Source organism: Streptomyces sp. NPDC020983 (genome assembly GCF_044333485.1).
Taxonomy (GTDB): domain Bacteria; phylum Actinomycetota; class Actinomycetes; order Streptomycetales; family Streptomycetaceae; genus Actinacidiphila.
Genome location: NZ_JBIRRA010000010.1, coordinates 204,760 through 231,750, shown reverse-complemented (window position 1 = coordinate 231,750; position 26,991 = coordinate 204,760). Strand labels below are relative to the sequence as shown.

21 protein-coding genes are annotated in these 26,991 nt (G+C 73.8%); 17 read left to right on the top strand and 4 right to left on the bottom strand.

All coding sequences use genetic code 11. The features are described from left to right. Positions 1-206: 206 nt before the first annotated feature. From ACH4SE_RS23705 to ACH4SE_RS23665, 9 genes are all read left to right on the top strand, one after another. Positions 207-1,715 carry a leucyl aminopeptidase gene (locus ACH4SE_RS23705; protein ID WP_398545442.1) on the top strand — a complete coding sequence of 503 codons (1,509 nt, stop codon included), beginning with the start codon at positions 207-209 and terminating at the stop codon, positions 1,713-1,715. 288 nt (positions 1,716-2,003) lie between these two features. Continuing rightward, a complete protein-coding gene (gene lpdA / locus ACH4SE_RS23700; RefSeq protein ID WP_398545441.1) occupies positions 2,004-3,392 on the top strand; it encodes a dihydrolipoyl dehydrogenase in 1,389 nt (462 codons plus the stop codon). A 50-nt stretch (positions 3,393-3,442) separates the two neighbouring features. Beyond that, the gene (sucB, locus tag ACH4SE_RS23695) at positions 3,443-5,236 is read left to right on the top strand and encodes a 2-oxoglutarate dehydrogenase, E2 component, dihydrolipoamide succinyltransferase (protein ID WP_398545440.1); all 1,794 of its coding nucleotides are present in this window, start codon (positions 3,443-3,445) and stop codon (positions 5,234-5,236) included. 149 nt (positions 5,237-5,385) lie between these two features. After that, complete coding sequence (locus tag ACH4SE_RS23690; RefSeq protein ID WP_398545439.1) at positions 5,386-6,024, top strand: GntR family transcriptional regulator; 639 nt, start codon at positions 5,386-5,388, stop codon at positions 6,022-6,024. A 241-nt stretch (positions 6,025-6,265) separates the two neighbouring features. Further along, the gene (gene aceE / locus ACH4SE_RS23685; RefSeq protein ID WP_398545438.1) at positions 6,266-8,977 is read left to right on the top strand and encodes a pyruvate dehydrogenase (acetyl-transferring), homodimeric type; all 2,712 of its coding nucleotides are present in this window, start codon (positions 6,266-6,268) and stop codon (positions 8,975-8,977) included. A gap of 199 nt (positions 8,978-9,176) precedes the next feature. Then, positions 9,177-10,208, top strand: a complete 1,032-nt coding sequence (locus ACH4SE_RS23680; protein ID WP_398545437.1) for a GNAT family N-acetyltransferase — start codon at positions 9,177-9,179, stop codon at positions 10,206-10,208. A gap of 139 nt (positions 10,209-10,347) precedes the next feature. Beyond that, positions 10,348-10,860: a DUF4240 domain-containing protein gene (locus ACH4SE_RS23675; protein WP_398545436.1), complete on the top strand. Its 513-nt coding sequence runs from the start codon at positions 10,348-10,350 to the stop codon at positions 10,858-10,860. A 128-nt stretch (positions 10,861-10,988) separates the two neighbouring features. Next, complete coding sequence (locus ACH4SE_RS23670; protein ID WP_398545435.1) at positions 10,989-11,885, top strand: TIGR01777 family oxidoreductase; 897 nt, start codon at positions 10,989-10,991, stop codon at positions 11,883-11,885. 166 nt (positions 11,886-12,051) lie between these two features. Beyond that, on the top strand, positions 12,052-13,320 hold the full coding sequence (locus ACH4SE_RS23665) for an NAD(P)/FAD-dependent oxidoreductase (protein WP_398545434.1): 1,269 nt from the start codon (positions 12,052-12,054) through the stop codon (positions 13,318-13,320). 257 nt (positions 13,321-13,577) lie between these two features. On the opposite strand, the gene ACH4SE_RS23660 is transcribed toward ACH4SE_RS23665, so the two are convergent. Further along, on the bottom strand, positions 13,578-15,398 hold the full coding sequence (locus tag ACH4SE_RS23660; protein ID WP_398545433.1) for a regulator: 1,821 nt from the start codon (positions 15,396-15,398) through the stop codon (positions 13,578-13,580). Between the two features lie 288 nt (positions 15,399-15,686). On the opposite strand from ACH4SE_RS23660, the gene lipB reads away from it, so the two are divergent. The 4 genes from lipB to ACH4SE_RS23640 all read left to right on the top strand — a co-directional run bounded on the left by lipB (position 15,687) and on the right by ACH4SE_RS23640 (position 18,780). After that, complete coding sequence (gene lipB, locus ACH4SE_RS23655; RefSeq protein ID WP_398545432.1) at positions 15,687-16,490, top strand: lipoyl(octanoyl) transferase LipB; 804 nt, start codon at positions 15,687-15,689, stop codon at positions 16,488-16,490. Between the two features lie 59 nt (positions 16,491-16,549). After that, a complete protein-coding gene (lipA, locus tag ACH4SE_RS23650) occupies positions 16,550-17,515 on the top strand; it encodes a lipoyl synthase (protein ID WP_398545431.1) in 966 nt (321 codons plus the stop codon). 249 nt (positions 17,516-17,764) lie between these two features. Then, on the top strand, positions 17,765-18,037 hold the full coding sequence (locus ACH4SE_RS23645) for a hypothetical protein (RefSeq protein WP_398545430.1): 273 nt from the start codon (positions 17,765-17,767) through the stop codon (positions 18,035-18,037). Positions 18,038-18,102: 65 nt separating this feature from the next. Next, a complete protein-coding gene (locus ACH4SE_RS23640) occupies positions 18,103-18,780 on the top strand; it encodes a DUF4191 domain-containing protein (RefSeq protein ID WP_398545429.1) in 678 nt (225 codons plus the stop codon). Between the two features lie 90 nt (positions 18,781-18,870). On the opposite strand, the gene ACH4SE_RS23635 is transcribed toward ACH4SE_RS23640, so the two are convergent. Continuing rightward, positions 18,871-19,338: an RDD family protein gene (locus ACH4SE_RS23635; RefSeq protein WP_398545428.1), complete on the bottom strand. Its 468-nt coding sequence runs from the start codon at positions 19,336-19,338 to the stop codon at positions 18,871-18,873. A gap of 197 nt (positions 19,339-19,535) precedes the next feature. Here ACH4SE_RS23635 and glnA point away from each other — a divergent pair, with 197 nt between their 5' ends. After that, complete coding sequence (glnA, locus tag ACH4SE_RS23630; protein ID WP_398545427.1) at positions 19,536-20,945, top strand: type I glutamate--ammonia ligase; 1,410 nt, start codon at positions 19,536-19,538, stop codon at positions 20,943-20,945. Between the two features lie 400 nt (positions 20,946-21,345). Here the strand turns inward: glnA and ACH4SE_RS23625 are convergent, their stop codons facing one another. Continuing rightward, entirely contained in the window at positions 21,346-22,086 is a 741-nt protein-coding gene (locus ACH4SE_RS23625; protein ID WP_398545426.1) for a class I SAM-dependent DNA methyltransferase, read from the bottom strand. Between the two features lie 111 nt (positions 22,087-22,197). Continuing rightward, the gene (locus ACH4SE_RS23620) at positions 22,198-22,776 is read right to left on the bottom strand and encodes a TetR/AcrR family transcriptional regulator (RefSeq protein ID WP_398545425.1); all 579 of its coding nucleotides are present in this window, start codon (positions 22,774-22,776) and stop codon (positions 22,198-22,200) included. A 152-nt stretch (positions 22,777-22,928) separates the two neighbouring features. Here ACH4SE_RS23620 and ACH4SE_RS23615 point away from each other — a divergent pair, with 152 nt between their 5' ends. The 3 genes from ACH4SE_RS23615 to ACH4SE_RS23605 all read left to right on the top strand — a co-directional run bounded on the left by ACH4SE_RS23615 (position 22,929) and on the right by ACH4SE_RS23605 (position 26,959). Beyond that, positions 22,929-23,903 carry a zinc-binding dehydrogenase gene (locus ACH4SE_RS23615; RefSeq protein ID WP_398545424.1) on the top strand — a complete coding sequence of 325 codons (975 nt, stop codon included), beginning with the start codon at positions 22,929-22,931 and terminating at the stop codon, positions 23,901-23,903. Between the two features lie 184 nt (positions 23,904-24,087). Continuing rightward, positions 24,088-25,338 carry a hypothetical protein gene (locus ACH4SE_RS23610; protein ID WP_398545423.1) on the top strand — a complete coding sequence of 417 codons (1,251 nt, stop codon included), beginning with the start codon at positions 24,088-24,090 and terminating at the stop codon, positions 25,336-25,338. Positions 25,339-25,501: 163 nt separating this feature from the next. Further along, positions 25,502-26,959, top strand: coding sequence for an RICIN domain-containing protein (locus ACH4SE_RS23605; protein ID WP_398545422.1), 1,458 nt, complete (start codon positions 25,502-25,504; stop codon positions 26,957-26,959). Positions 26,960-26,991 lie beyond the last annotated feature (32 nt).

Sequence of the window (26,991 nt, the reverse complement as noted above, 5' to 3'; positions counted from 1 at the left end):
TCTCCCCTGCCGGCTGCCCGGCGCGCGGCCGCACCCCCGTGGCGAGGGCGCGGCGGAGGACGTCAACTCGCCGCGGAGCGGCGTACGCTCGGTTGGTCGCCCGCGAAATGCCCCGATGGTGCGGCGGAATACCATGCGGAGACGGCCCGGCCGGGCCACCCACCGGCCACCGATGCGGACCTCGACCGAATAGGACCCTACCGACCGTGACAGCTCTGACACTCAGTACCTCCGCCGCCGCAGCGTTGCGCGCGGACGCCGTCGTCGTGGGGGTGAGCAAGGCCGCCAAGCGCGGCCCCGTGCTCGCGCCCGGCGCGGAGTCGGTGGACACCGCCTTCGGCGGCAAGCTCGCCGCGACCCTGGAGAAGCTCGGCGCGTCCGGCGCGGAGGGGGAGCTGACGAAGCTCCCCGCGCCGGACGGCGTGAAGGCTGCGGTCGTGGTGGCGGTGGGGCTGGGCGAGCCGCCCGCCGCAGGCGAGGGCTTCGACCCCGAGGCGCTGCGCAAGGCCGCCGGCACGGCGGCGCGGGCGCTGGCGGGTGCCAAGAAGGCCGCTTTCGCGCTGCCGGCGGACGAGCCGTCGCAGGTGGAGGCGGTGGGGATCGGCGCCCTGCTGGGCGCGTACAAGTTCACCGCCTACCAGGCGGACGCCGGCAAGGCCCCGCTGGGCGAGGTCGCCGTGGTGGGCGCCAAGCCGCGGGACAAGGCGTTCAAGGCCGCGGTGGAGCGCGCGGCCGCGGTGGCGGCGGAGGTGAACCGGGCGCGTGACCTGGTGAACACCCCGCCGAACGACCTGACCCCGAAGGCGTTCGCCGCCGAGGTGCAGGCCGCGGCCAAGGAATTCGGCCTGAAGGTCGAGGTGCTGGACGAGAAGGCGCTGCTCAAGGGCGGCTACGGCGGCATCATGGGCGTCGGGCAGGGCTCGGCGACGCCGCCGCGGCTGGTGCGGGTGGCGTACACGCACCCCAAGGCCAACCGTTCGCTCGCCTTCGTCGGCAAGGGCATCACCTACGACTCGGGCGGCATCTCGCTGAAGCCGCCGGGCCACAACGAGACGATGAAGTGCGACATGAGCGGCGCGGCCGCCGTCTTCGCGGCGGTCGTGGCGAGCGCCAAGCTCGGCCTGGAGGTCAACGTGACCGGCTGGCTCGCGCTGGCCGAGAACATGCCGGGCGGCGGCGCGACGCGTCCGGGCGACGTGCTGCGGATGTACGGCGGCAAGACGGTCGAGGTGCTGAACACCGACGCCGAGGGCCGCCTGGTGCTCGCGGACGCGCTGGTCCGCGCCTCGGAGGAGACGCCGGACGCGATCGTGGACGTCGCGACGCTGACCGGTGCGATGGTGCTGGCGCTGGGCGACGGCCGCTTCGGCATCATGGCGAACGACGACGGCTTCCGTACCGCCGTGCACGCCGCCGCGCTCGCCGAGGGCGAGGACTCGTGGCCGATGCCGCTGCCGCAGGCGCTGCGCAAGACCTTCGACTCCCCGACCGCGGACATCGCCAACATGGGTGTGCGCCAGGGCGGCGGCCTGGTCGCCGGGCTGTTCCTGCGCGAGTTCGTCGGCGAGGGCATCACGTGGGCGCACCTGGACATCGCGGGCCCAGCCTTCAACGAGGGCGGTGCCTCCGGCTACACCCCGAAGGGCGGCACCGGTTCGGCCGTACGGACGCTGGTCGCGCTGGCCCGGCGGACCGCGGAGGGCGAGCTGCTCTGAGCGCGGCCCGTCACCTTCCCCGTACGCCCCGCGCAGGCCGCGGTACGGGAGGGTTCTGACAACAGCGGGCAGCAGGTGAGATGTGTCACGCGTACGGCCCCCGGCGGCATGTCGGGGGCCGTACGGCATGTTCCGTCCGGCAGGCCCGGTGCCCCGCGGGGCCGCGAGAAGTGCGAAGATGTTGTCTCGGCACGACAGGGCCCCCCTTTGAGACAAAGCGGCCGAACCAAAGCCGCCGTCCGGTCATGGTGGACCGGCTCCGGCGAACCCATGCATGGAGGACGTGACGTGGCGAACGACGCCAGCACTGTTTACGACCTAGTGATCCTCGGCGGCGGCAGTGGCGGCTACGCGGCCGCTCTGCGTGCCGCGCAGCTGGGACTGGACGTCGCCCTGATCGAGAAGAACAAGCTCGGGGGCACCTGTCTGCACAACGGCTGCATTCCCACCAAGGCGCTGCTGCACGCCGGTGAGATCGCGGACCAGGCTCGCGAGAGCGAGCAGTTCGGTGTGAAGGCCACCTTCGAGGGCATCGACATCGCGGCCGTCCACAAGTACAAGGACGACGTGATCTCGGGCCTGTACAAGGGCCTGCAGGGCCTGGTCGCCTCGCGCAAGGTGGCCTACATCGAGGGCGAGGGCCGGCTGTCGTCGCCGACCTCGGTGGATGTCAACGGGCAGCGGATCCAGGGCCGGCACGTGGTGCTGGCGACCGGTTCCGTACCGCGTTCGCTGCCGGGGCTGACGATCGACGGCGACCGGATCATCTCGTCCGACCACGCGCTGACCCTGGACCGGGTGCCGAAGTCGGCGATCGTCCTGGGCGGCGGCGTGATCGGCGTCGAGTTCGCCTCGGCGTGGAAGTCCTTCGGCACCGACGTGACGATCGTCGAGGGCCTGCCGCACCTGGTCCCGGTCGAGGACGAGAACAGCTCGAAGCTGCTGGAGCGGGCCTTCCGCAAGCGCGGCATCAAGTTCAACCTGGGCACCTTCTTCCAGAGCGCGGAGTACACCGCGGACGGCGTGCGGGTGACGCTGGCCGACGGCAAGACCTTCGAGGCCGAGATCCTGCTGGTGGCCATCGGCCGCGGCCCGGTCTCGCAGAACCTGGGCTACGAGGAGCAGGGCGTCGCGATGGACCGCGGCTACGTCCTGGTCGACGAGTACATGCGGACGAACGTGCCGACGATCTCGGCGGTCGGCGACCTGGTGCCGACGCTCCAGCTCGCGCACGTCGGCTTCGCCGAGGGCATCCTGGTGGCCGAGCGGCTGGCGGGCCTGAAGGCCGTGCCGATCGACTACGACGGCGTGCCGCGCGTGACGTACTGCCACCCCGAGGTCGCCTCCGTCGGCATCACCGAGGCGAAGGCCAAGGAGATCTACGGCGCGGACAAGGTCGTGTCGCTCAAGTACAACCTGGCGGGCAACGGCAAGAGCAAGATCCTGAAGACCTCGGGCGAGATCAAGCTCGTCCAGGTCCGCGACGGTGCCGTCGTGGGCGTCCACATGGTGGGCGACCGGATGGGCGAGCAGGTCGGCGAGGCCCAGCTCATCTACAACTGGGAGGCGCTGCCCGCCGAGGTCGCGCAGCTCATCCACGCGCACCCGACGCAGAACGAGGCCATGGGCGAGGCCCACCTGGCTCTCGCGGGCAAGCCGCTGCACTCGCACGACTGACCCTCAGCACGCCACCCATCCGCACAGATCGCAGAGGAGTAACCGCAACCATGGCGGTTTCCGTAACCCTGCCGGCGCTCGGCGAGAGCGTGACCGAGGGCACCGTCACCCGCTGGCTCAAGGCCGAAGGTGAGCACGTCGAGGCCGACGAGCCGCTGCTCGAGGTGTCGACGGACAAGGTCGACACCGAGATCCCCTCGCCCGCGTCCGGCGTCCTGGCGTCCATCAAGGTCGCCGAGGACGAGACGGTCGAGGTCGGCGCCGAGCTGGCGGTGATCGACGACGGCAGCGGCGCGCCCGCCGCCGCTCCCGCCCCGGCCGCCGAGCCCGCCCCCGAGCAGCCCGCCCCCGAGCAGCCCGCGCAGGCGACGCCGTCCACCGAGGCCGCCGCCCCGGCCCCGGCCCCCACGGCGCAGGCCGCCGAGGGCTCCTCCGGCGCTTCCGGCACCGACGTGGTGCTGCCCGCGCTCGGCGAGTCGGTCACCGAGGGCACGGTGACGCGCTGGCTGAAGGCCGTCGGCGAGACGGTCGAGGCCGACGAGCCGCTGCTGGAGGTGTCGACGGACAAGGTCGACACCGAGATCCCGTCGCCGGTGTCCGGCACGGTGCTGGAGATCCTGGTCCAGGAGGACGAGACGGCCGAGGTCGGCGCCCGGCTCGCGGTGGTCGGCGAGGCCGGTGCCGCGCCCGCCGCCGCCCCGGCGCCCGCCGCTCCCGCCCCGGCTCCGGCCGCCCCGGCTCCGGCTCCCGCCCCGGCCGCCCCGGCTCCGGCTCCCGCCCCGGCCGCCCCGGCTCCGGCTGCTCCGGCTCCCGCCCCGGCCCAGGCGGCCCCGGCCCCGGCGGCCCCGGCTCCCGCGCCGGCTCCCGCCCAGCCGCAGGCCGCCCCCGCCGCTCCCGCGGCCACCGCCCCGGTGGACGAGGGCGCGTACGTGACCCCGCTGGTGCGCAAGCTCGCCGCCGAGAACGGCGTGAGCCTGGGCTCGGTGCGCGGCACGGGCGTCGGCGGCCGGATCCGCAAGCAGGACGTGCTCGCCGCCGCGGAGGCCGCCAGGGCCGCCGCGAGCACCGCCGCCGCCCCGGCCGCGCCCGCCGCCGCGCCGAAGGCCGCCCCGGCGGCCTCGCCGCTGCGCGGCCAGACGGTCAAGATGACCCGGATGCGCAAGGTCATCGGCGACAACATGATGAAGGCCCTGCACTCGCAGGCGCAGCTCACCAGCGTCGTCGAGGTCGACGTCACGCGGCTGATGCGGCTGCGCGCGCAGGCCAAGGAGGCGTTCGCGGCCCGCGAGGGCGTCAAGCTCTCGCCGATGCCGTTCTACGTCAAGGCCGCGGCCCAGGCGCTCAAGGCGCACCCGGTGATCAACGCCCGGATCAACGAGGACGAGGGCACGATCACCTACTTCGACAGCGAGAACATCGGCATCGCCGTGGACTCCGAGAAGGGCCTGATGACCCCGGTCATCAAGGGTGCGGGCGACCTGAACATCGCGGGTATCGCCAAGAAGACCGCGGAGCTCGCGGCCAACGTCCGGGCCAGCAGGATCACCCCGGACGACCTGGCGGGCGCGACCTTCACGATCAGCAACACCGGCTCGCGCGGCGCGCTCTTCGACACCGTGATCGTGCCGCCGAACCAGGCCGCCATCCTGGGCATCGGCGCCACCGTCAAGCGCCCGGTGGTCCTGGAGACCCCGGACGGCACGACGATCGGCGTCCGCGACATGACGTACCTGTCGCTGTCCTACGACCACCGGCTGGTGGACGGTGCCGACGCGGCCCGCTACCTGACGGCGGTCAAGGAGATCCTGGAGGCCGGCGAGTTCGAGGTCGAGCTCGGCCTGTAGGGGTCCCGCACGGCCGCCTGCCACCGGCTGCGCCCCCGTCCCGGCTTCCGGGGCGGGGGCGCAGCCGTCTGACATGCGGTCCGGTGGGCGGCAGCGCCGCCTGCGCGTCGTATCGTCTAAAGCACGCCACCCGTGAAGGAGCGCGCCCCATGACCCATGCCGCAGTCCCCCACCTGGTCGTGCACAGCCTCCGCGACCAGATCCGCGAGCACATCCTGGAGGGGATCGTCAGCGGCCGCTGGAAGCCGGGCGAGCGGATCGTCGAGCGGCGGATCGCCACCGAGCTGGAGGTCAGCCAGACGCCCGTACGGGAGGCGCTGCGCGAGCTGGAGACGCTGCGGCTCATCGAGTCCGCGCCGAACAAGGGCGTGCGGGTGCGCAGGCTCACCGCGGCCGAGCTGCGCGAGAGCTACCCCGTGCGCGCGGGCCTGGAGCAGGTCGCGGCCGAGCTGGCGGCCCCGCGGCTGGCGGCGGACCCCTCGGCGCTGGAGCGGGAGGTCGAGGCGCTGCGGCTGGCGGACGCGGATCTGGACGGCGAGGCGCAGGCCCGGCACACGGTGGCCTTCCACCACGAGATCGTCCGGGCGACGCACAACAAGGTGCTGCTGCACGCGTGGGAGGCGCTGGGCATCGAGGTGTGGACGACGCTGTCGATCCGCTGGCTGAGCCCCGCCCCGCGGGCGTACGCGGCCGAGCACCAGGAGATCGTGGACGCCTTCACCCGGCGCGATCCGGACATCTGCGCGCTCATCAAGTCGCACGTGCTGAGCTGCGCTCCGCAGGTATAGGCATGCCGCTCACCGCATGATCCTCCGGGACGGACGGGGCGCGCGCGGGATTCGAAGGTGAAGCCATCGAGGCACGGCGTGCCTCGAAGGCTGGCACCCCGTGCCGACTTTGAATTCACCCCTTGAGCAGCATTGATCGATCATCGATCGCAGAGGTATCGTCGTGCGCAGAGGGCGAGCCCTGTCTGCCGACGAATCCATCGCTCCTCATCACCTCCCTCCGTCCGGAAGGCGGCACCCCATGCCTGACGCCGTTGGCCGTACCCGGCCAGGTCAGCTCGATCAGATCCCGGATCGGGACCCGGAAGAGACCGCGGAATGGCTCGCGTCGTACGACGCGGTCACCCAGGCCGCCGGCCCGCACCGGGCCGCGTACCTGATGCGGCGCGTCCTCGACCACGCCTCGGCCGGCGACACCACCGGCCCCGGCGGCGGCCCCGCCCTGCCCGCCCTCCTGGAGACGGAGTACATCAACACCATCCCCACCGCCGCCGAGCCCGCCTACCCGGGCGACGAGGCACTGGAGGCCCGGATCACCGCCTGGACGCGGTGGAACGCCGCGGCCATGGTCACCCGCGGCAGCAAGCTCGGCCTCGGCGGCCACATCGCCACCTTCGCCTCGGCGGCGTGGCTGTACGAGACGGGCTTCCAGCACTTCTTCCGCGGCAAGGAGGGCGCCGGCTCCGGCGACCAGCTCTACATCCAGGGCCACGCCTCCCCCGGCGTCTACGCCCGGGCCTTCCTCGACGGCCGGCTCTCCGAGGCGCAGCTCGACCACTTCCGGCAGGAGGCCGGCGGCGACGGCCTGCCCTCGTACCCGCACCCGCGGCGGCTGCCGTGGCTGTGGGAGTTCCCCACCGTCTCGATGGGCCTCGGCCCGCTGTCCGCGATCTACCAGGCGCGCTTCAACCGCTACCTGGAGCACCGCGGCATCAAGGACACCTCCGGCTCGCACGTGTGGGCCTTCCTCGGCGACGGCGAGATGGACGAGCCCGAGTCGACCGCCGCCCTGGCGCTCGCCGGGCGCGAGGGCCTGGACAACCTGACCTTCGTCGTCAACTGCAACCTGCAGCGCCTCGACGGCCCGGTCCGCCCCAACTTCAAGATCGTGCAGGAGCTGGAGGCGCAGTTCCGCGCCGCCGGCTGGAACGTCGTGAAGGCCCTGTGGGGCTCGGCGTGGGACGCCGTCATCGCCCAGGACACCGAGGGCGCGCTGCTGCGGCGGCTGCGCGAGGTGCCGGACGCGCAGTTCCAGACGTACGCCACGCGCGACGCCGCCTACATCCGCGAGCACTTCTTCGGCGCCGACCCGGCGCTGCGCGCGCTCGGCGGCACCCTGGCCGACGCCAAGCTGCTGGAGCTCTTCCAGACCTCGCGCGCCGGGCACGAGCCGCGCAAGGTCTACGCGGCCTACCGCGCGGCGGTCGAGCACAAGGGCGCCCCCACGGTGATCCTGGCCCAGACGGTCAAGGGCCACACCCTCGGCGCGGGCTTCGAGTCGCGCAACGCCAACCACCAGATGAAGAAGCTCACGCTCGCGCAGTTCCGCACGATGCGCGACCTGCTGGAGCTTCCGATCCCGGACAGCGCGCTGGCCGGGGACACCGTCCCGTACTGGCACCCGGGCGAGGACTCCGCCGAGATGCGCTACCTGCGCGAGCGGCGCGCCGCGCTCGGCGGCCCGGCCCCGGCCCGCCGGGTCACCCCGAAGCCGCTGCCGCTGCCGGCCGCGGACAACAAGGCGTACAAGGCGCTGGAGCAGGGCTCGGGCAGCCAGGAGATCGCCACCACCATGGCGTTCGTCCGGCTGGTCAAGGACCTGATGCGGGAGAAGGAGACCGGCCGCCGCTGGGTGCCGGTCGTCCCGGACGAGGCGCGCACCTTCGGCATGGAGTCGCTCTTCCCGTCCGCGGGCCTGTACTCGCCCCGGGGCCAGACGTACGACCCGGTCGACCGCGACCAGCTGCTGTACTACAAGGAGGCGAAGGACGGCCAGATCCTCAACGAGGGGATCACCGAGGCCGGTTCGCTCGCCGACTTCACCGCGGCGGCCACCTCGTACGCCACGCACGGCGAGCCGATGATCCCGTTCTACATCTTCTACTCGATGTTCGGGTTCCAGCGCACCGCCGACCAGTTCTGGGCGCTCGCCGACCAGCTGGGCCGCGGCTTCGTCATCGGCGCGACCGCCGGCCGCACCACCATGACCGGCGAGGGGCTCCAGCACGCCGACGGCCACTCCCACCTGCTCGCCTCCACCAACCCGGCGGCGATCTCCTACGACCCGGCGTTCGCCTACGAGGTCGCGGTGATCGTCCGCGAGGGCCTGCGGCGGATGTACGGGCCGGGCCGTCCGGAGGAGGACGCGGACGTCTTCTACTACCTGACGGTCTACAACGAGCCGAAGGTGCAGCCCGCGATGCCCGCGGGCGTCGAGGAGGGCATCCTCAAGGGCCTCTACCGCTACCAGGAGGCCGCCGGCGCCGCGGCCGGTGCGCCGCGGCTCCAGCTGCTGGCCTCCGGCACCGCGATCCACTGGGCGCTCGACGCGCAGCGGCTGCTCGCCGAGGACTGGGGCGTGGCCGCCGACGTGTGGTCGGCCCCGTCCTGGACCGAGCTGCGGCGCGAGGCGCTGGAGTGCGACGCGGCGCGGCTGCGCGGCGAGGAGCGCATCCCGTACGTGACGCGGGCCCTGGAGGGCGCGCCGGGCCCGGTCGTCGCGGTCAGCGACTGGATGCGGGCGGTGCCCGACCAGATCGCGCCGTGGGTCGAGCAGGACTGGACGTCGGTCGGCACCGACGGCTTCGGTCTGTCCGACACGCGCGACGCCGCGCGCCGGCACTTCGGTGTCGACCCGCAGTCGGTGACCGTGCAGGCGCTCGCGGCGCTCGCGCGGCGCGGCGACATCGAGCCGGCGAAGGTCAAGGAGGCCGCCGAGCGGTACGGCCTGTGAGCGCGGCGGGTGCGGGGCCGCGTGCCCCGCACCCGCCGTCCGCCCACGTGCCGCCGCCGCTCCGGGCGGTCCCGGGCGACCGGAGCCGTCCGGAGCCGCCCGGAGCGCCGCAAGTGGCCCGCGGCTGCGGGGAATTGGGCAACATTGGTGGCCCGAAAGGGATTGCGGGCGCTTACACGTACCCGCTAGCTTGCCCCGGATGCCTGCCAACCCCAGCCCGCTGAGCGCTCCCACGGCGGAGGACCTGCACGCGTGGTACCGCGTGCAGTCGGCCGCGTTCGCGCACGACCGGCCCGGTGAGCCGGTGCCCTCGCACGCCGCCGTCCAGGCCCGGCTGACCGCACCCGGCGGCCGCCGGCAGGTGCTGTGGCTGCTGCGCAGCCCGGCGTCCGACCCGGTGGCCACCGCGTCACTGCGCCTGCCGGCGGGCGGCGCCGCCGGCAGCACTCCCGGGGACGCCCCCACGGACCGGAACGGCGGGGTCGCCGGCGAGATCCGGATGACCGTGCACCCGGCGCACCGGCGGCTCGGGACGGGCTCCCGGCTGCTCGCGACCGTCACCGAGGCCGCGGCCGCCGAGGGCTGCGGCACCCTCGTCGGCGAGGTCACGTCCGGCACGTCCGGCGAGGGCTTCCTCGCCACCCGCGGCTTCGTCCCCGTCCTGCGCCGCACCTGGCAGCGGCTGGCCCTGGAGGACGTCCCCGCGCCCGTCGCCGAACTCCCCGGCGTGCCGCACCCCGGCTACCGGCTCACCGCCTGGGAGGGCGCGGCCCCCGGCGCCCTCGCCGAGGGCTTCACCGCGGCCCTGCGCTCCCTCCCGCCGCTCCCCCCGGAGGCCGGGCTCGCCCCCGGTGCGACCCGCTGGGACGCCTCGTGCGTCCACGAGACGGCCGAGCTGGCCGCCCGCCGCGGCGACCGGCTCCTCACCGTCGCCGCGCTGCACGACACCGGCGACCTCGTCGGCTACGCCACCGTGCTGCTCCCCGGCGACGGTGCCCGGCGCGCCCGCCAGTACGACACCGCCGTCGTCCCCGGCCACCGCGGCCACGGCCTCGCCCTGTGGATGACCGCCGAGCTGCTCCGCCGGCTCACCGCCGCGCACCCCGGCCTGACGGAGCTGCACACCGCCGTCCCCGACGACAACCGCCACCTGCTCACCGTCAACGCCGCGCTGGGCTTCCGCCCGCTGCGCCGCACCGTCCGCTACCGGCACCGGCTGCGGACGCGCTGAGCGGTGCCCTCCGGGCGCGGCGGCCGGGCGCGGGAGCGCGCTCGCGCGCCGTGCCGCGCTCCGGTGTGCGCAACGACACGGTCCCGTCCGGCGGAGAGCGCGTGCATGCGCCCGCGGCAACCGGGAAGCTGGAGCGGTGATGGACGAGACGGAGTTCTGGCAGATCGTCGACAGCACGCGCGAGGCGGCGGGCGGCGATCCGGACGAGCACGCCGACCTGCTCGTCGACCACCTCACCCGGCTCGACCCGGAGGCCGTGCTCGACTTCGCCCGGCACTTCGAGACCCGCTTCCTGAGGGCCTTCACCTGGGACCTGTGGGCCGCCGCCGACATCATGCTCGGAGGCGCCGACGAGGAGTCCTTCGACTACTTCCGCTGCTGGCTCATCGCCCAGGGCCGGCACGTCTTCGAAGGCGCCCTGGCCGCCCCGGACGACCTCGCCGAGCTGGTGCCGGGCTTCGACCCGGACACCGACGGCGACGCCGAGGACGTCGGCTACGCCGCCGACGAGGCCTACGAGCGCCTCACCGCGCTCCCCCTCCCCGACCTGGGGCTGCCGCCCCAGGACACCCCCGGGGGCGAGGCCCTCGACTTCGACGACTCCGCCGCGATGTCCGCACGGCTGCCGCGCCTGTGGGACGCGTACGCCTGAGCCTCCCGCGGCGCCGCGGCAGGCGTTCCCGGTGGGGGCCGGGCCCCCGCCGGGGCCCCCTCGGCACACGTGCCCGGAACCCGCGCGCCGCGGCCGCGCCGCCGCGGGCCCCGGGAGAGGATGGGGCCATGCGAATTGCCGTCACAGGTGCGTCGGGGCTCATCGGGGGTGCGCTGCGGGCGGAGTTGGCCCGCGACGGGCACGACGTCGTGACGCTGGTCCGGCGGGAGCCCGCGGCGCCGGGCGAGGTGCGGTGGGACCCGGCGGCGGGCCGGCTCGACCCGCGGGACCTCACCGGCTGCGAGGCCGTCGTCCACCTCGCGGGCGCCGGCGTCGGCGACCGCCGCTGGACCGCGGCCCGCAAGGAGGTGCTCTACGACAGCCGGGTACGCGGCACGCGGACGCTCGCCGACGCGCTCGCGGCGATGGACGCCCCGCCGGCGGTCCTGGTGTGCGGTTCGGCGATCGGCTACTACGGCGACACCGGCGACCGTGCCGTCGACGAGACCGCCCCCGCGGGGCACGGCTTCCTCGCGGAGCTGGTCCGCGACTGGGAGGCCGCGGCGCAGTCCGCGGCGGCGGCCGGGATCCGTACCGTCCTCGCCCGTACCGGACTGGTCGTGGCGCGCGAGGGCGGCGCGTGGGGACGGCTCTTCCCGCTCTTCAGGGCGGGCCTCGGCGGCCGGCTCGGCAGCGGCCGGCAGTTCTGGAGCTTCATCTCGCTGCACGACGAGCTCGCGGCGCTGCGCTACGCCCTCGACACACCCGCGCTGTCCGGCCCCGTCAACCTGACCGCGCCGGAGCCGCTGACGAACCGCGAGGTCACCGCCGCGATGGGCCGCGTACTGCACCGTCCGACGCTCGCGGCCGTGCCCGCCCCGGTGCTGCGGGCGGCGCTCGGCGAATTCGCCGGGGACGTGCTGGGCAGCCAGCGGGTGCGGCCCGCGCGGCTGCTGGAGTCCGGTTTCACCTTCGCCCACCCCGGGATCGACGACGCGATCCGGGCCGCGTTGCGTAACGGATAAGGCCGGATCAGGGCTGTTGCGCCCGCATCAAGGGCCTTTGATGGGGGCATGACCCTTACCAGCGTTCCGCGCCGGGCGCGCCCCACCGACCGAGCCGCACCGGTCGTACGCCCCGCGCCGGGCGCACACGAGCGGGGAGTCGGCCCGAACCTCGGGGAGGGACATCGTGCTGTCAGCACGCGGCAACACCACGGCGCCTGTGGACGTCATCGTGATCGGAGCGGGCCTCGCGGGCCTCGCCGCAGCGCACCACCTGCTGGACGCGGGCCTGACCGTCCGCGTGCTGGAGGCCGCGGACCGGGTCGGCGGCCGGATGGCCACCGACACCGTGGACGGCTTCCGGCTGGACCGCAGGCCGCAACTGCTCAACACCTCCTACCCGGAGTTCCACCGGGTGCCCGGACTGCGCGGGCTGCCGCTCGCCCCGCTCGCGCCCGGCGCGCTCGTACGGTCCGGCGGGCGCGGCTACCGCATCGGCGACCCGCGCGGCATACGCTCCGCGGGCCTCGGCTCCGCGCTGGAACGCGCGCGGCTCGCCGCGACCCTCGGGCGGCTCGCCTCCGCACCCGACGGGCGGCTCGCGGCCCGCCCGGAGACGACCGCCGCGCAGGCGCTCACCCGGCGCGGTTTCGCGCCGCGCAGCATCGAGGGCTTCCTGCGGCCGCTGCTGGCCGCGCTGCTGTGCGATCCCGAGCTCCAGACGTCCAGCCGGGTCGCCGACCTGGTGCTGCGCGGCTTCGCCCGGGGCCGCGCCTGCGTGCCGGCCGGGGGCGCGGCGAAGCTGCCCGAACGGCTCGCCGCGGCGCTGCCGCCCGGGGTGCTACGGCTGGGTACGCGGGCGGAGCGGGTCGCGGTGCACAGCGTGCGCACCGTCGAGGGCACCGAACTGCCCTGCCGGGCGGTCCTCGTGGCGACGGGCGCGCGGGCCGCGGCGGAGCTGCTGCCGGGGTTGCGGGTGCCCGGCTTCCACCAGGTGACGGTCTACCACCACACCGCGCCGGTGCCGCCGCTGCGGGAGCCCGTGCTCGTCCTGGACGCGGACCGGCTCGGGCCCGTCTCGCACTCGCTGCCCGCCTCCGCGATCGACCCCACCCGGGCACCCGCCGGGCGCCCCCTCGTCACCTCGGTCGTCCTCGGCCCGCCGCCGGACGGCGACTCCGACAAGACCGTGCGGGCCCATCTCGCCGAGCTGTACGACACCGCGACGGACGAGTGGGAACTCCTCGGGGTCCACACCGACCCCGAAGCGGTCGCCGCGATGCCGGCGCCGCACGACCTCCGCCGTCCCGTCCGCCTCCTCGACGGCCTCTACGTCTGCGGCTCCCACCGCACCTCCAGCACCGTGCAGGGCACGCTGATCTCGGCACGCCGCGCCGCTTCCACGCTGATCCGCGACACCCTCCCGTCCCGCTCCTCCCAGCAGGCCGCGGCCTGACCCCACCCCGAGGACGCGGCTGCACCGAGGGGAGGCCCCCAGGGGCGCGACGGCACCACCGGCCGAATGGGGCCGTTCGCTCCTGGCCCACCGGCCGGCCGCCCCGGCAGGCCGCGGCCTGACCCCACCCCGAGCGCGGCTGCACCGAGGGGACGTCCCCAGGGCGCGCGGTACCGCGCCACCGGCCGGAAGGGGCCCACCGGCCGGTGGCCGGCGTCGTTCCCCGCGCGCCCCGCGCGGACCGGCGCCCCGGGGGGTCAGAGGGGCAGCCCCGCCGGGGAGGTGCGGGTGAAGAAGGCCCGGGCGGCGGCGGTGTCGCGGTAGGGGTCGAGCCGCCGCGCGAAATCCCGCGCGTAGTCCGCCGCGCGGGCGGACCGCATGTCGGCGGCCCCCCGCACGACCTCCGCGCCGAGGGCGCACGCCGCGTCCACCTCGCCGAGGGCGAGCCGCGCTGAGGCGAGGACGGCGCGGCAGAAGAGCCGGCTGCGCGCGTACCCGGGGGCCCGCAGCTGGAGGGAGCGTTCGGCCTGCGCGACCGCGGCCCGGTACTGGCCGAGGTCGCGGTGGCAGTGCCCGAACTCGTCGGCGAGCTGCGCCTCGTCGAAGAAGCGCGCCCATGCGGGGAGCTCGTCGCCCGGCCGGGCGGCGGCGTAGGCGCGTTCGGCGCGGGCGAGCGCGGCGGTGCAGGCGCGGGTCTCGCCGAGCACGCCGTGCCCGCGCGCCTCCGCCGCGTGCAGCAGCGCCCGTACGGCGGGCGGCGCCGACGTCCCGACGCCCTGCTGCGCGACCCGCGCGAGCTGCACGGCCTCCCGTCCGTGCCCGAGGTAGACCGCCTGGCGGCTCATGGTGACCAGGACGTATCCGCCGTAGAGGCGGTCGCCCGCGGCCTGGGTGAGGCGCAGTGCCTGGACGAAGTAGCGCTGGGCGAGCCCGTGCGCCCCGATGTCGTAGGAGGTCCAGCCGGCGAGCCGGGTGAGGTCGGCGACGGCGCCGAAGAGCCGGCGGCCCTGCGTCTCGCCGTAGCTGCCCCGCAGCATGGGCTCGGCCTCGTGCTCCAGGTAGCGGACGAGGGCCTGGCGGGCGTGGCCGCCGCCGTAGGCGTGGTCGAGGGTGCGGAAGAGGTCGCCGACGGCGCGCAGCGCGGCGATGTCCCCGGCTCCGACCCGGCCCGCGGCGGCGGGCGGGAGGACGCGCGCGTCCTGCCCGGTGCCGCGGTGCGTGCCGCGGCTCTGCGCGGGCACCCGCATGCCGCCGGCGGCGTCCCCGTCGCGCCCGGCGCCCGCCGCGGCCGGGCCGCGGGGGCCCGTCACCGGACCGTACGCGGCGCCGTACCCGCGCGCGGGGACGCCGTACGCCCCGCCCGGAGCACGCGGGGCGGTGCCCGCGCCGTGCGGCGCGGTGCGCGGGGCGGCGGTGGGGCGGGGCGGCGCCGTGGGCGTGGACAGGCGGCTCACGGAGTCGTCGGCGGCGCCGATGAGCCAGTCGCGGCTGGGCACGACGAGGCCCGCCGGGGAGAAGGCGATCTTGCGCAGCTCGGCCTGGTTGCCGGTGTCCTTGCGCCACAGGCCGCTCACGATGTCGACGGCCTCGGCCGCGCCGGCGGCGTATTCGAGCCCGGCGTAGACGGGCGCGCACGCGTCGAGCCCGAGGTCCTGCGCGGACAGGCGGCGTCCGAGGCGCTGGGTGAAGACCTCGGCGATGAGCGCGGGCGTGGTGCCGCGCGGCTGCTGGCCGCGCAGCCAGCGCGTGACGGAGGTCTTGTCGTAGCGCAGGTCGAGCCCGTGCTCCTGGCCGAGCCGGTCGACCCGGCGGGCGAGCCCGGCGTGGGAGAAGCCGGCTTCGGCGATGAGCGCGGCGAGCCGCGCGTTGCGGTGCTGGGTGCGGCCACCCCGGCCCGTGCCGCCGGGTGCGGCGGCGTCGCCGTCGGTCCCGGGGCCGGGGTCCGCCGCTCGCGCCTCCCCGTCCGGTGCGAACTGCGCGGGCGGGGGGTGGTGACCGGAGGCGGTGGGGCGCCCGGGCCCGGGGGCCGGGACGGCGGAGGGTCCGTTCGGGATGCGCTGCGTGACACGGTCGGCCATCGGCGGTACGGCCCTCTTCCTCTGCGGGAACGTCGGATCGGCGCGAATGTAACGGCCGGCGCCGTCCGCCTCGCCACAAGCGCCCCGTATTCGTCCGATTGAGCGACAACGGTCCGCATTGCCGGGTGGGGCGCCCCCGCCCGTAGTAGCCCCGTGGCAGGGGTCACGCCGTTTCCCGCCGTGCGGGGCCGCCCCGCGCAGGGCGGCCTCGCACGGCCGCCGTACAGTTGACGGGGCGCCTCACGACAACCAGCGTCGGCCGCGCCGCCGCACCGCAGAGGAGTCGCCGTGAGTGAGCTGAAGTTCGTTCACCTGGGTTTCGGACCCGACGCCGTGGAGTACGAGGAGGCGTGGCAGCGGCAGCGGACCGTGCACGCCGCGCGGTTCGCCGACGAGATCCCGGACACCTGCCTGCTGCTGGAGCACCCGCCGGTCTACACCGCGGGGCGCCGTACGGAGGACAGCGAGCGCCCGCTCGACGGCACCCCGGTGGTCGACGTCGACCGCGGCGGCAAGATCACCTGGCACGGCCCCGGCCAGCTGGTGGGCTACCCGATCCTGAAGCTGCCGCGCCCGGTGGACGTCGTCGCGCACGTCCGCCGTATCGAGGAGGCCCTGATCCGCGTCGCCGCCGACTTCGGCGTCGAGACCTCCCGGGTGGAGGGGCGGTCGGGGGTGTGGGTGCTGGGTGACCCGGTCCGGCAGCAGACGGGCGGCCTGACGCTGGACTTCGACCCGCGGCTGACGGACGACGAGTTCGACCCGCGGCTCAGCGGTCCGGAGTACGCGCCCTCGAACGCCGGCCAGCGGCGCGAGGACCGCAAGCTCGCGGCGATCGGCATCCGCGTCGCCAAGGGCGTGACCATGCACGGCTTCGCCTTCAACTGCAACCCCGACACCACCTGGTACGACCGCATCGTGCCGTGCGGCATCCGGGACGCGGGGGTCACCTCGCTGGCGGAGGAGCTGGGGCGGGACGTCACCGTCGCCGAGGTGCTGCCGGTCGTCGAGAAGCACCTCGCGGAGGTCCTGGCCACGGCCGTCCCGCTGCCCCGCACCATCGACACGCCTTCCAGGAATTCCGCGGCGTAAGCTGGCGTTCACCGAAGAATCAAAGCCTCAGGCACAATCTCAGCTTTAGGGAGCCGGTCGTGTCCGCAGTCTCACCCGACGGACGCAAGATGCTGCGCCTGGAGGTCCGCAACAGCGAGACCCCCATCGAGCGCAAGCCCGAGTGGATCAAGACCCGGGCGAAGATGGGCCCCGAGTACACCCGGATGCAGTCGCTCGTGAAGCGCGAGGGCCTGCACACGGTGTGCCAGGAGGCCGGCTGTCCCAACATCTACGAATGCTGGGAGGACCGCGAGGCGACCTTCCTGATCGGCGGCGACCAGTGCACCCGGCGCTGCGACTTCTGCCAGATCGACACCGGCAAGCCGCAGGCGCTGGACCGCGACGAGCCGCGCCGGGTCGGCGAGTCCGTCGTCACGATGGACCTCAACTACGCCACGGTCACCGGTGTCGCGCGTGACGACCTGGAGGACGGCGGCGCGTGGCTGTACGCCGAGACGGTGCGGCAGATCCACGCCATGACCGCCGGCCGGGCCGACGGCCGCACCAAGGTCGAGCTGCTCGTCCCGGACTTCAACGCGGTGCCCGAGCAGCTCGCCGAGGTCTTCGGGGCGCGCCCCGAGGTGCTGGCGCACAACGTCGAGACCGTGCCGCGGATCTTCCGCCGCATCCGCCCCGGCTTCCGCTACGAGCGCTCCCTCGAGGTCATCACCCGGGCGCGCGAGGCGGGCCTGGTGACCAAGTCGAACCTGATCCTGGGCATGGGCGAGGAGCGCGCCGAGATCAGCCAGGCCCTGCAGGACCTGCACGACGCCGGCTGCGAGCTGATCACCATCACGCAGTATCTGCGCCCGTCCGTGCGGCACCACCCGGTGGAGCGCTGGGTGAAGCCCGCGGAGTTCGTGGAGCTGCAGGAGGAGGCCGAGGAGATCGGCTTCGCCGGCGTGATGTCCGGTCCGCTGGTCCGCTCGTCCTACCGCGCCGGGCGCCTCTTCCAGCAGGCCGTCGACCGCCGCGAGCAGCTGGGCGCGGTCCGCGCGGGCTGAGCCGCGGGGGGCTCCGTGTGAGTCCCCTCACCTGGCCCTGCCCGGCTGCCGGAAGAGTGACCTGGCCGGGCGGGGTGCGGGCCGCGGTGGGGGTTTCATGTGAGATTGACCCGGTGGTCACCGGCTGGTAACACCTTGTGGCGAGCCTGGTTCTCACGGCCGGTGAGGGAATCCCGCCCACCCCGTCCGCGCCATGCACGCCACAGCACTGCGCACTCCGGTTCGTCCGTTGCTCCTGAGGGGGACGCCATGCCGTCCGAGTCGGTCCACGCCCGTCCGCATCTGCACCTGCCCACGCACACGCCGGTGGCCGGCGCGCTGCGCGCTGTCGAATCGTTTCTGCTGCGGGGCGGCCAGCAGACCGCCCGGCGCAACGCCTGGGCCTCCGTCGTCGCCGACCGGCAGCGCGCCAAGGACCGCCGGGAGGCCGAGCACGAGATGGCGGCCCTGACGGCCGGCGCCGTCCGGGACCCCGCGGCCGCCCTGGCCACGGCCGCGCGCGAGGACGCCGTACGCGACTGAGCGGCCCCGCGCGCAACAGGTGGTCGCCGTGACGGGCGCGCTCGCGGCCACGTATCCTTTGCCCCATGGCGAGGAAGACATCCGAGAACCCTGGGCGACTGGCACAGATCGCTCAGACGTACAAGATGACCCGGCAGGCCGACCCCAGGGTCGGGCTGATCGTGGCGGCTGTGGGAATCGTCACCTTCGGTGTCATCCTCGCGCTCGGATTCCTGATCGATCATCCGATCTGGGCCGGGATCCTGGGCTTCCTGCTGGCCTTCCTCGCGATGGCGGTGGTCTTCGGCCGCCGCGCCGAGAAGGCCGCCTTCGGCCAGCTGGAGGGCAAGCCCGGCGCGGCCGCGGCGGTGCTCCAGAACGTGGGCCGCGGCTGGACCGTGACACCGGCGGTGGCCATGAACAAGAGCCAGGACGTCGTGCACCGGGCGGTCGGCAAGGCCGGCGTCGTGCTGATCGGCGAGGGCAACCCGAACCGGGTCAAGGGCCTGCTGGCCAACGAGAAGAAGAAGGTCTCCCGGATCGTCTACGACGTGCCCGTGCACGACTACGTCGTGGGCACGGCGGAGGGCGAGCTGTCCCTCAAGAAGCTCCGCACGACACTGCTGCGCCTCCCCCGCACCCTGACCGGCCCGCAGACCACGCAGGTCAACGACCGGCTGCGGGCGCTGGGCGACCCGATGTCGAAGCTCCCCATCCCGAAGGGCCCGCTCCCCAAGGGCATGCGCATGCCGAAGGGCCGCTGACCTCTTCCCTCTCCTGACCCGAAAAGGGCGCTCCCGCTACGGGGGCGCCCTTTCCCGTGTCCGCGGCGGGGGCGCCCGCGCGCGCAGGACTCAGACGCGGATCTGCACGGTCTTGACGGCCTTGTCGTGGAGACCGCGGGTGTCGCGGTCGAAGACGACGGCCGGGACGACCAGCAGCACCAGCAGGGTGCGCAGCACGGCGCCCAGCAGGGTCATCCGCGTGCCGTCGACCTGGACCACCCGCGTCCGCATGACCAGCTTGCCCGGTGTCGCACCGACGAGTCCGAGACCGATCATGCTCACCGCGCCGAACACCAGGAGTGCCCAGTTGTTCGCCAGATGTACGTCACGGTGCGCGAGCAGACCGTATGCGATCAGCACGCTGAGGAACCAGTCGATGAACAGCGCGGCGATGCGCCGGCCGACCGGCGCGATGGAGCCGGGTCCGCTCTCCGGGAGCCCGAGCCGCTCACCGCGGTACCCGAACTCCACGCCCATCTTCTCGGCTGCCGCACGGGGCCCCGAGAGCCACGATCCGATGACTTCCCTGTTGTCCACCCGACCACGGTAACCCCCGGACGGCCCAGCGCCGCGCGCCGGGGACCCGGCGCGCCACCACCTGGTTAACGCCCACGAAACAAATGGGTCATGCTTGAGAAATGCCAGGTCCTTATGGTCAGGACAGTGTGGGCCGCCGCAGCGGCCGCACCTCGATCGCCACCCCCGGCCGGCCGGCCGGGCCTAGGAGGAGTGGGATGTTCCAGAACGCCGACGAGGTCAACAAGTTCATCTCGGACGAGGGCGTCAAGTTCGTCGACGTCCGCTTCTGCGACCTGCCAGGTGTCATGCAGCACTTCACGGTCCCGGCGTCGGCGTTCGACCCGGCCGAGGAACTCGCCTTCGACGGCTCGTCCATCCGCGGCTTCCAGGCGATCCACGAGTCGGACATGGCGCTGCGCGCCGACCTGTCCACGGCGCGTGTCGACCCCTTCCGCCGGGACAAGACCCTCAACATCAACTTCTTCATCCACGACCCGATCACCGGCGAGCAGTACAGCCGCGACCCGCGGAACGTGGCGAAGAAGGCCGAGGCCTACCTCGCGTCGACCGGCATCGCCGACACCGCGTACTTCGGCCCGGAGGCGGAGTTCTACGTCTTCGACAGCGTGCGCTTCCAGACGTCGTCGAACGAGTCCTTCTACCACATCGACTCCGAGGCCGGCGCCTGGAACACCGGTGCGCTGGAGAACAACCGCGGCTACAAGGTCCGCTACAAGGGCGGCTACTTCCCGACCCCGCCGGTCGACCACTTCGCCGACCTGCGCGCCGAGATCAGCCTGGTGCTGGCGGAGTCCGGCCTCCAGGTCGAGCGCCAGCACCACGAGGTCGGCACCGCGGGCCAGGCCGAGATCAACTACAGGTTCAACACGCTGCTGGCCGCGGCCGACGACCTGATGCTCTTCAAGTACATCGTGAAGAACGTCGCCTGGCGCAACGGCAAGACGGCGACCTTCATGCCCAAGCCGATCTTCGGTGACAACGGCTCCGGCATGCACGTCCACCAGTCGCTGTGGCAGGGCGGCAACCCGCTCTTCTACGACGAGCAGGGCTACGCGGGCCTGTCCGACACCGCCCGCTACTACATCGGCGGCATCCTCAAGCACGCCCCGTCGCTGCTGGCCTTCACCAACCCGACGGTGAACTCCTACCACCGCCTGGTCCCCGGCTTCGAGGCCCCGGTCAACCTGGTGTACTCGCAGCGCAACCGCTCGGCGGCGATGCGTATCCCGATCACCGGCTCGAACCCGAAGGCCAAGCGCGTCGAGTTCCGCGCCCCCGACCCGTCCTCCAACCCGTACCTGGCCTTCGCCGCCCTCCTCCTGGCGGGCCTGGACGGCGTGAAGAACAAGATCGAGCCGGCCGAGCCGATCGACAAGGACCTCTACGAGCTGGCCCCCGAGGAGCACGCCGGCGTCCCGCAGGTCCCCACCTCCCTCCCCGCGGTCCTCACCGCCCTGGAGGAGGACAACGACTACCTGCAGGCCGGCGGGGTCTTCACCGCCGACCTGATCGAGACCTGGATCGACTTCAAGCGCACCCACGAGATCGCCCCGATCCAGCTCCGGCCGCACCCGCACGAGTTCGAGCTCTACTTCGACCTTTAAATCGGGTCCTCGGCCCCTCTGCCCGAGGGGCCGCCACAGAGCCTCTGAGCTGCGAAAACGCCGCTCAGAGGCTCTCGTCGCCGCTCGTCCGCCCTCACCCTCGTGCGAGATGGATGCGCACGGCAGGGCCAACTGCCGTCGCATGGCGTGACGGCCGGCGGCCCTGCCCGTCTCCCGGGTGACGCAGACGTCGGCCCGGGCCTCAACCGGGAATCCCCCGTCGTCACCCCCAGCGGCCTTTCCAGGCATCCTGCTCGTCCTGCACCCCGGGATCTCCTGGGACACCTGCCGCGGGAACCCGGCCTAGGGTCGGGCATGACCTGCCGGCGCCGCCCGGCCGAGTGGACCGAGGCAGGCGTGGCCCCGGCCGCAGGCCGATGTCGATGGCCTGGGGCCGGCCTCAGGCCGGCTTGCGCCATACGGAGATGTGCTTCGCGGAGTCTTCGGTGAACGGGGAACCGTCCCAGTCCGCGACGCGACGTTCCAGTTCGAGCCCTGCGATCCGCGCCATCAAGTCGAGCTCCGCCGGCCACGCGTACCGGTGCCGGGAGGCGCCGCGGCGGTAGCGGCCGTCTTCGCCGTCGCGGGTGAGATGGTGCGAGACGAGGATCTGTTCGACCAGGTCGAAGGTGTCGAAGCCGAGATGCCGGTCGGAGACGTCGAACGGCACCGCGACCTGCCCGGGCGGCAGGAACCGCAGCGGCGGCACGCCCAGCTCGATGACGAATCGGCCGCCAGGGGTCAGGTGACGTGCGGCGTTGCAGAAGCACTCGACCTGCTCGTCCTGCGTGAGGAGGTTCGTGATCGTGTTGTAGACGAGATAGACCAGGGTGAACCCGCCGGGGACGACGGTCGTGGCCATGTCTCCGATGGCGACGGGGAGCGTGTCCTTGTCGATCTTGCGCCGCAGGACCGCTGCCATGTGCTCGGACAGTTCGATGCCCACGACGGGCACGCCGCGTTCCCGGAGCGGGACGCCCACTCGTCCGGTTCCGATGGCGAACTCCAGTGCCCGACCGTCTCCGGCGAGTTCGGCGAGGAAGGCCAGCGTGGGTCCGAGAACGGCAGCCGAGGACGATTCGGCTTCCTCGGCGTCGTAGCGGTCGGCGGTCGCGCGGGTCCACAGTTCACTGCTCGTCACGGGTGGCCACTGTGCCGGGTGCCGAGGGGCGCTGTCGACGCATTTAGGGCCTCCGCGGTACGGGTGTTCAAGGGCTGCTCGCCGGGTGCCGGGCCGGCTACGCCGTCGTCGTCATCGCCCCGGGGGCCCGGCCCGCCAGCCGTTCGCCTCCGCGATGACCGCGCCGGCGAGCTGCGCGGACCGGGTGGCGATCTCCCGGGGCGGGACCGGGCGTCCGCCCTCCAGCCACCAGGTGATGGAGGCCGCGAACACCGACGACAGCACCGACGGTACCAGACCGGGGGCGACGGAGTTCTCCGGCGGCGGGAAGTGCGGGGCGACCATGTCCGCGAGTGCGGCGCGCATCCGCTGGGCGAACCACGGGCTGCCCCTGCGGCCGAGCAGCGCGCCGTACATCCGGTGGTAGGCGTCGAGGTGCTCGAAGAAGGCCACCCACCGCTCCAGCGGCGGCTGTTCGTCGGCCTCCACCGTCCCCCGGACCTGCGCCATCGCCTCGTCGAAGATCTGCTCGACGAGGTGGTACTTGTCGCGGTAGTTGCGGTAGAAGGAAGCCCGGCTGACCATGGCGCGCGCGGTGATCTCGCCCACCGTGACCTGGTCGAAGCCGCGTTCCTCGATCAGGTCCACCAGGGCCTCGCGCAGCAGCTTCCGCGTGCGCCGCACCCGCAGGTTCTCCGTCGGCGAAGACACTTCGCGCTCCCTGTCTCGTTCGGGACGATCCGGCGGAACCGACGCTTGTCCGCCGTCTCCGTGACCGGAAAGACTCCTGATGAGGCAACCGGCCCGGTCGGGACACGCTGTCCCGTTCGAGAGCCGATGTCAATCCTGCCGAGGAGCCGATGATGAGGGTCGTACAGGTCCGCAGGACCGGGGCGCCGGACGTGATGCGCGTGGAAGAGGCCGCCGAGCCGCGGCCGGGGCCGGGCGAGGTGCTCGTCGCCGTGGAGCGGGCGGGGGTGCTGTACGGCGACGTGCTGCTGCGCTCGGGCGCGTACCCCAGGCCGTTGCCGTACGTGCCGGGACTGGAGGTCGGCGGCCGGGTGGTGGCGCTCGGCCCGCGGGTGGACCCCGCGCTGCTGGGCACGCGGGTGGTGGCGACCACGGTGGGCAGCGCCGGCGGGTACGCCGAGCGGGCGGTGGCGCGCGCCGCCGACGTGTACCCCGTCCCCGCGGGGCTGGCGCTCGACCACGCCGTCGCCGTGTTCCAGGCGGGCGCGGTCGCGGTGGGGCTGCTGTCGGCGATGCGGGTCGCCGCGGGCGAGTCCGTTCTGGTCACCGCCGCCGCCGGGCGTATCGGATCGCTGCTGGTCCAGCTCGCGCGGGCGGCCGGTGCGGAGCCGGTCGTCGGTGCGGCGGGGGGCCCGGCGAAGACGGCCGCGGCTCGGGAGCTGGGCGCGCACGCGGCCGTCGACTACGACCGGCAGGACTGGCCCGAGCAGGTGCGGAAGGCGACGGGCGGCCGGGGCGCGGCCGTCGTGCTCGACGCCGTCGGCGGCACGATCGGCGCGCAGGCCCTGGAGGCGGCGGCGGACGCCGGCGGACGCGTCGGCATCTACGGCTTCACCTCCGGCACCTGGACGGCGCTGGACACCATGACGCTGGCCCGCCGCGGGCTGACCGTCACCGGCCCGCTCGGCATCACCTTCGCCAAGCCCGCCGCCCAGCAGCGGGCCGACGCCGAACAGGCGCTGGCGGCCGCCGCGGCGGGCCGGCTGGTGCCCCGCATCCACGCCGTGCGCCCGCTGGAGGAGGCGGCCGGGGCGCACGCCGAACTGGCCGCCCGGCACTCCGTCGGCGCCCTCCTGCTCGCGCCCTGACGGCCCTCCGGGGCCGCCGGTCGGGCATGTTCCAGGGCCGTGACCCGGGCTGCCGCGGCAGCAGGCGCGGGGCACCCGCCGGCGCCCGCGCACCGCTGCGGCAGATGTCAGGGGGGTGGTGCCGCAGGGGGCACTGACGCATCATCAGCGTCAGGTTGTCGGACGGCATGACAGGAGGCACGGGATGGGCGTGGGCGGACGGGGTGTCGGGCGGCGCGGGTTACTGGCCGGAGCGGTGGCCGGGGTCACCGGGCTGGCGGTGGCGCCGGCCCGGGCGGCGGACACGGTGGGGGTGCGGCAGTACGCTTCGGGCCGGCACACGGTCCTGGCGCGGCCGCTGGCGAACGAGGACGGGTCGAACCCGCTGGTCCAGATCAGGGACGTCAACCGGCCCGGTCAGGTGCTGGGGATGCTCGACGCGGGCGAGGGCGCGACCCCGCGGTGGCCCAGCGCGATCTGGGCGGAGGGCCGGGTCACCGTGCTGCCGCCGCCGGTGGAGGACGCCGCGGACTGCGGGGCGACCCGCCTCAACGACGGCGGGCAGGCGGCCGGCTACTACACCGTGGGGGGCCGGGAGCACGCCACGCTGTGGACCGGCGGGGTGCCGCGCGTGCTGGACATCGGCACCGCCCACAGCAGGGCCTTCGCGCTGAACAACGCCGGGCAGGTGGGCGTGCGCGGCTACGACCAGCCGAGCGGGGACACCGCCACCTGGAACACCGTCTGCCTGGTCGACGGGACCACCGTCACCACCGTCGAGGCGCTGAGCGGCAAGGGGCTGTCGGTGGTGGACGTCAACGACCGGGGCGAGGTCCTGGTGGGCACCTTCGTGCCGCAGGGCGGTCCGGGCGGCGCGTTCCTGTGGCGGGACGGGGCCGTCGTGGCCGACTTCAGCAACGTGGACGGCGATCCGGGCTTCCTCGGCTTCCAGGGCGTCGCGGGCCTCAATGTCTGCGGGGACGTCGTCGGGAACTACTACTCGCCGCTCGGCGCCCCCAACCCGCGCGTCTTCCGCTGGTCGAACGGCACGCTCACCACCGTGACCGGCCCGGACGGCAGCGGAATCTGGGTGGCCGACGGCCTCGTGCGGCAGGCCCTCAACGACTGCGGCGACTTCGTCGGCTTCGTCAACGGCCCGGCCGGCAACCGCCCCTTCCTGTGGAGCAGCGGCACGTTCACCGACCTCGGCTCCCTCGGCGGCTTGGTCGCCTACCCGGTCGACGTCAACAACGCCCGGCAGGTCGTGGGCGCCTCCCAGCACACGGACGGCTCCTCCGGGGCTTTCCTGTGGCGCGCGGGCGAGTTGATCGACCTCACCCCGCCGCCCGGCTTCGACGGCATCTCCGTCGACGCGGTCACCGAGCAGGGCGACGTCCTGGGCAGCGCGTGGCGCACCGGGTCCGCGCGCGTGTACTTCCGCTTCACGGTGCTCTGAGGCGGTTGCCGCCAACCCCCGTGCCGTCACCGGATGTTGTACGCATCGCAACGTTCCTGAGCTAGTCGGACCGATGCGTAGCGGCGCCGGTGGCGGCCCCACTATCCCAGTGCTTGACCGCGTGGGTCGGTCCCCGCGGACGAGCCGCCGAAGGGATAGGTCAATGGGGCTTTCGCACCAGCCGTTCCACCGCACGGTGCTGTCGATCCTGTGCAGGGTCCTCGCCGTACTCGCTCTCGCGGCGGGGACCCTGAGCCTGGGGTCCTCGCAGGCGCACGCGTCCACCAGCCAGTTCAAGGGCGTGAACTGGGCGGACCAGCGCGACAACTTCGTCAACGGTGTGCTGTACGTCTCCGGGCTGTCGGCGTCGGACACCTACGCCTCCGCGAGCGCCACGGCCGACCAGGTGGTCGGCCAGCTGTACTCGGCCACCGGTGCCAACACCGTGCGGATGCCGGTGAACGAGCCCACGGTGTCGAGCTACTGGGGGACGTACACCGGCGCGATCGACACGGCGCTCGGCAAGGGCAAGGTGATCCTGGCCTACTGGGCGTACAGCAACGGCAAGCCGGCGTCCACGACGGCCTTCTACCAGATGTGGGACACCATCGTCGCGAAGTACGGCGGCAACCCGAACGCCTACTTCGAGGTCATCAACGAGCCCTACGCCTACGGCACCTCCGACCTCGACAACTTCTACAACGACTGGCTGAACAGGTACCCGGGCGTGCCGCGCGGCCGCGTGATCCTCGACGGCGCCGGATACGCGCAGAACGTCGCGGCCGTCGGCGGCGACAGCCGGCTGGGCAGCACGCTGCTCGCCGTGCACGACTACTCGTTCTTCGCGGGCTACGAGGACGAGACGAGCTGGGCCAACCACCTCGCCGGCTACGTCGGCAGCTACGCGAGCCGGACCGTCGCCACCGAGTGGGGCGGGCCGATGGGCCCGGGCAGCAAGAACGGCGTGCAGTACGACGCCATCGACTACAGCATCCCGAGCGGGTCGTTCTTCGCCGACTACGTCCGCGGGGTCAGCAGCGAGCTGCGCGCCCTCGGCATGGGCAGCGTGTACTGGCCGGGTCTGCGGGACGGCGACTGGTACAGCCTGACCACCCGCTCCGGGAGCGGCTCGGCGACCAGGCTGTCCCTGGTCAACGCCTCGGGCCTGACGCGGCTGCAGTACGCGTGGGGTGTCGGCAGCGGCGGGGGCACGTACGTCAGGATCGCCAACGCCGCCACGGGGCTGTACCTCGACGGGGCGGGCCGCACGTCCGACGGGTCCGCCGCGGACCAGTGGAGCAGCAGCACCAGCCGCGCCGAGGAGCAGTGGACCGTCGAGAACGACGGCACCTACGTGCGGATCAGGAACCGCGCCACCGGGCTCTACCTGGACGGCATGGGCCGCACCTCCAGCGGCTCGGCGGTGGGCCAGTACAGCGGCTCCAACAGCACCAACCAGCAGTGGAGCGTGCTGACGGACGGGAACAACGTGCGGATCAAGAACCGGGCCACCGGGCTGTACGTCGACGGCATGGGCCGCACGGCCTCCGGCGCGGACCTCGGGCAGTACGCCGACAGCACCTCCGCCAACCAGCGGTGGCGGATCACCGCCGCGAGCTGAGCGGAAGCGGCCGGGCAGGCACGGGCCGGGAC

Coding starts and splice junctions, on each gene's coding strand:
- ACH4SE_RS23670 (WP_398545435.1), top strand. CDS start 10,989: ATGCGAATTGCCGTCACAGGTGCGTCGGGGCTCATCGGGGGTGCGCTG.
- ACH4SE_RS23675 (WP_398545436.1), top strand. CDS start 10,348: ATGGACGAGACGGAGTTCTGGCAGATCGTCGACAGCACGCGCGAGGCG.
- sucB (WP_398545440.1), top strand. CDS start 3,443: ATGGCGGTTTCCGTAACCCTGCCGGCGCTCGGCGAGAGCGTGACCGAG.
- ACH4SE_RS23660 (WP_398545433.1), bottom strand. CDS start 15,398: ATGGCCGACCGTGTCACGCAGCGCATCCCGAACGGACCCTCCGCCGTC.
- ACH4SE_RS23615 (WP_398545424.1), top strand. CDS start 22,929: ATGAGGGTCGTACAGGTCCGCAGGACCGGGGCGCCGGACGTGATGCGC.
- ACH4SE_RS23690 (WP_398545439.1), top strand. CDS start 5,386: ATGACCCATGCCGCAGTCCCCCACCTGGTCGTGCACAGCCTCCGCGAC.
- ACH4SE_RS23645 (WP_398545430.1), top strand. CDS start 17,765: ATGCCGTCCGAGTCGGTCCACGCCCGTCCGCATCTGCACCTGCCCACG.
- aceE (WP_398545438.1), top strand. CDS start 6,266: ATGCCTGACGCCGTTGGCCGTACCCGGCCAGGTCAGCTCGATCAGATC.
- glnA (WP_398545427.1), top strand. CDS start 19,536: ATGTTCCAGAACGCCGACGAGGTCAACAAGTTCATCTCGGACGAGGGC.
- ACH4SE_RS23680 (WP_398545437.1), top strand. CDS start 9,177: ATGCCTGCCAACCCCAGCCCGCTGAGCGCTCCCACGGCGGAGGACCTG.
- ACH4SE_RS23605 (WP_398545422.1), top strand. CDS start 25,502: ATGGGGCTTTCGCACCAGCCGTTCCACCGCACGGTGCTGTCGATCCTG.
- ACH4SE_RS23610 (WP_398545423.1), top strand. CDS start 24,088: ATGGGCGTGGGCGGACGGGGTGTCGGGCGGCGCGGGTTACTGGCCGGA.
- ACH4SE_RS23640 (WP_398545429.1), top strand. CDS start 18,103: ATGGCGAGGAAGACATCCGAGAACCCTGGGCGACTGGCACAGATCGCT.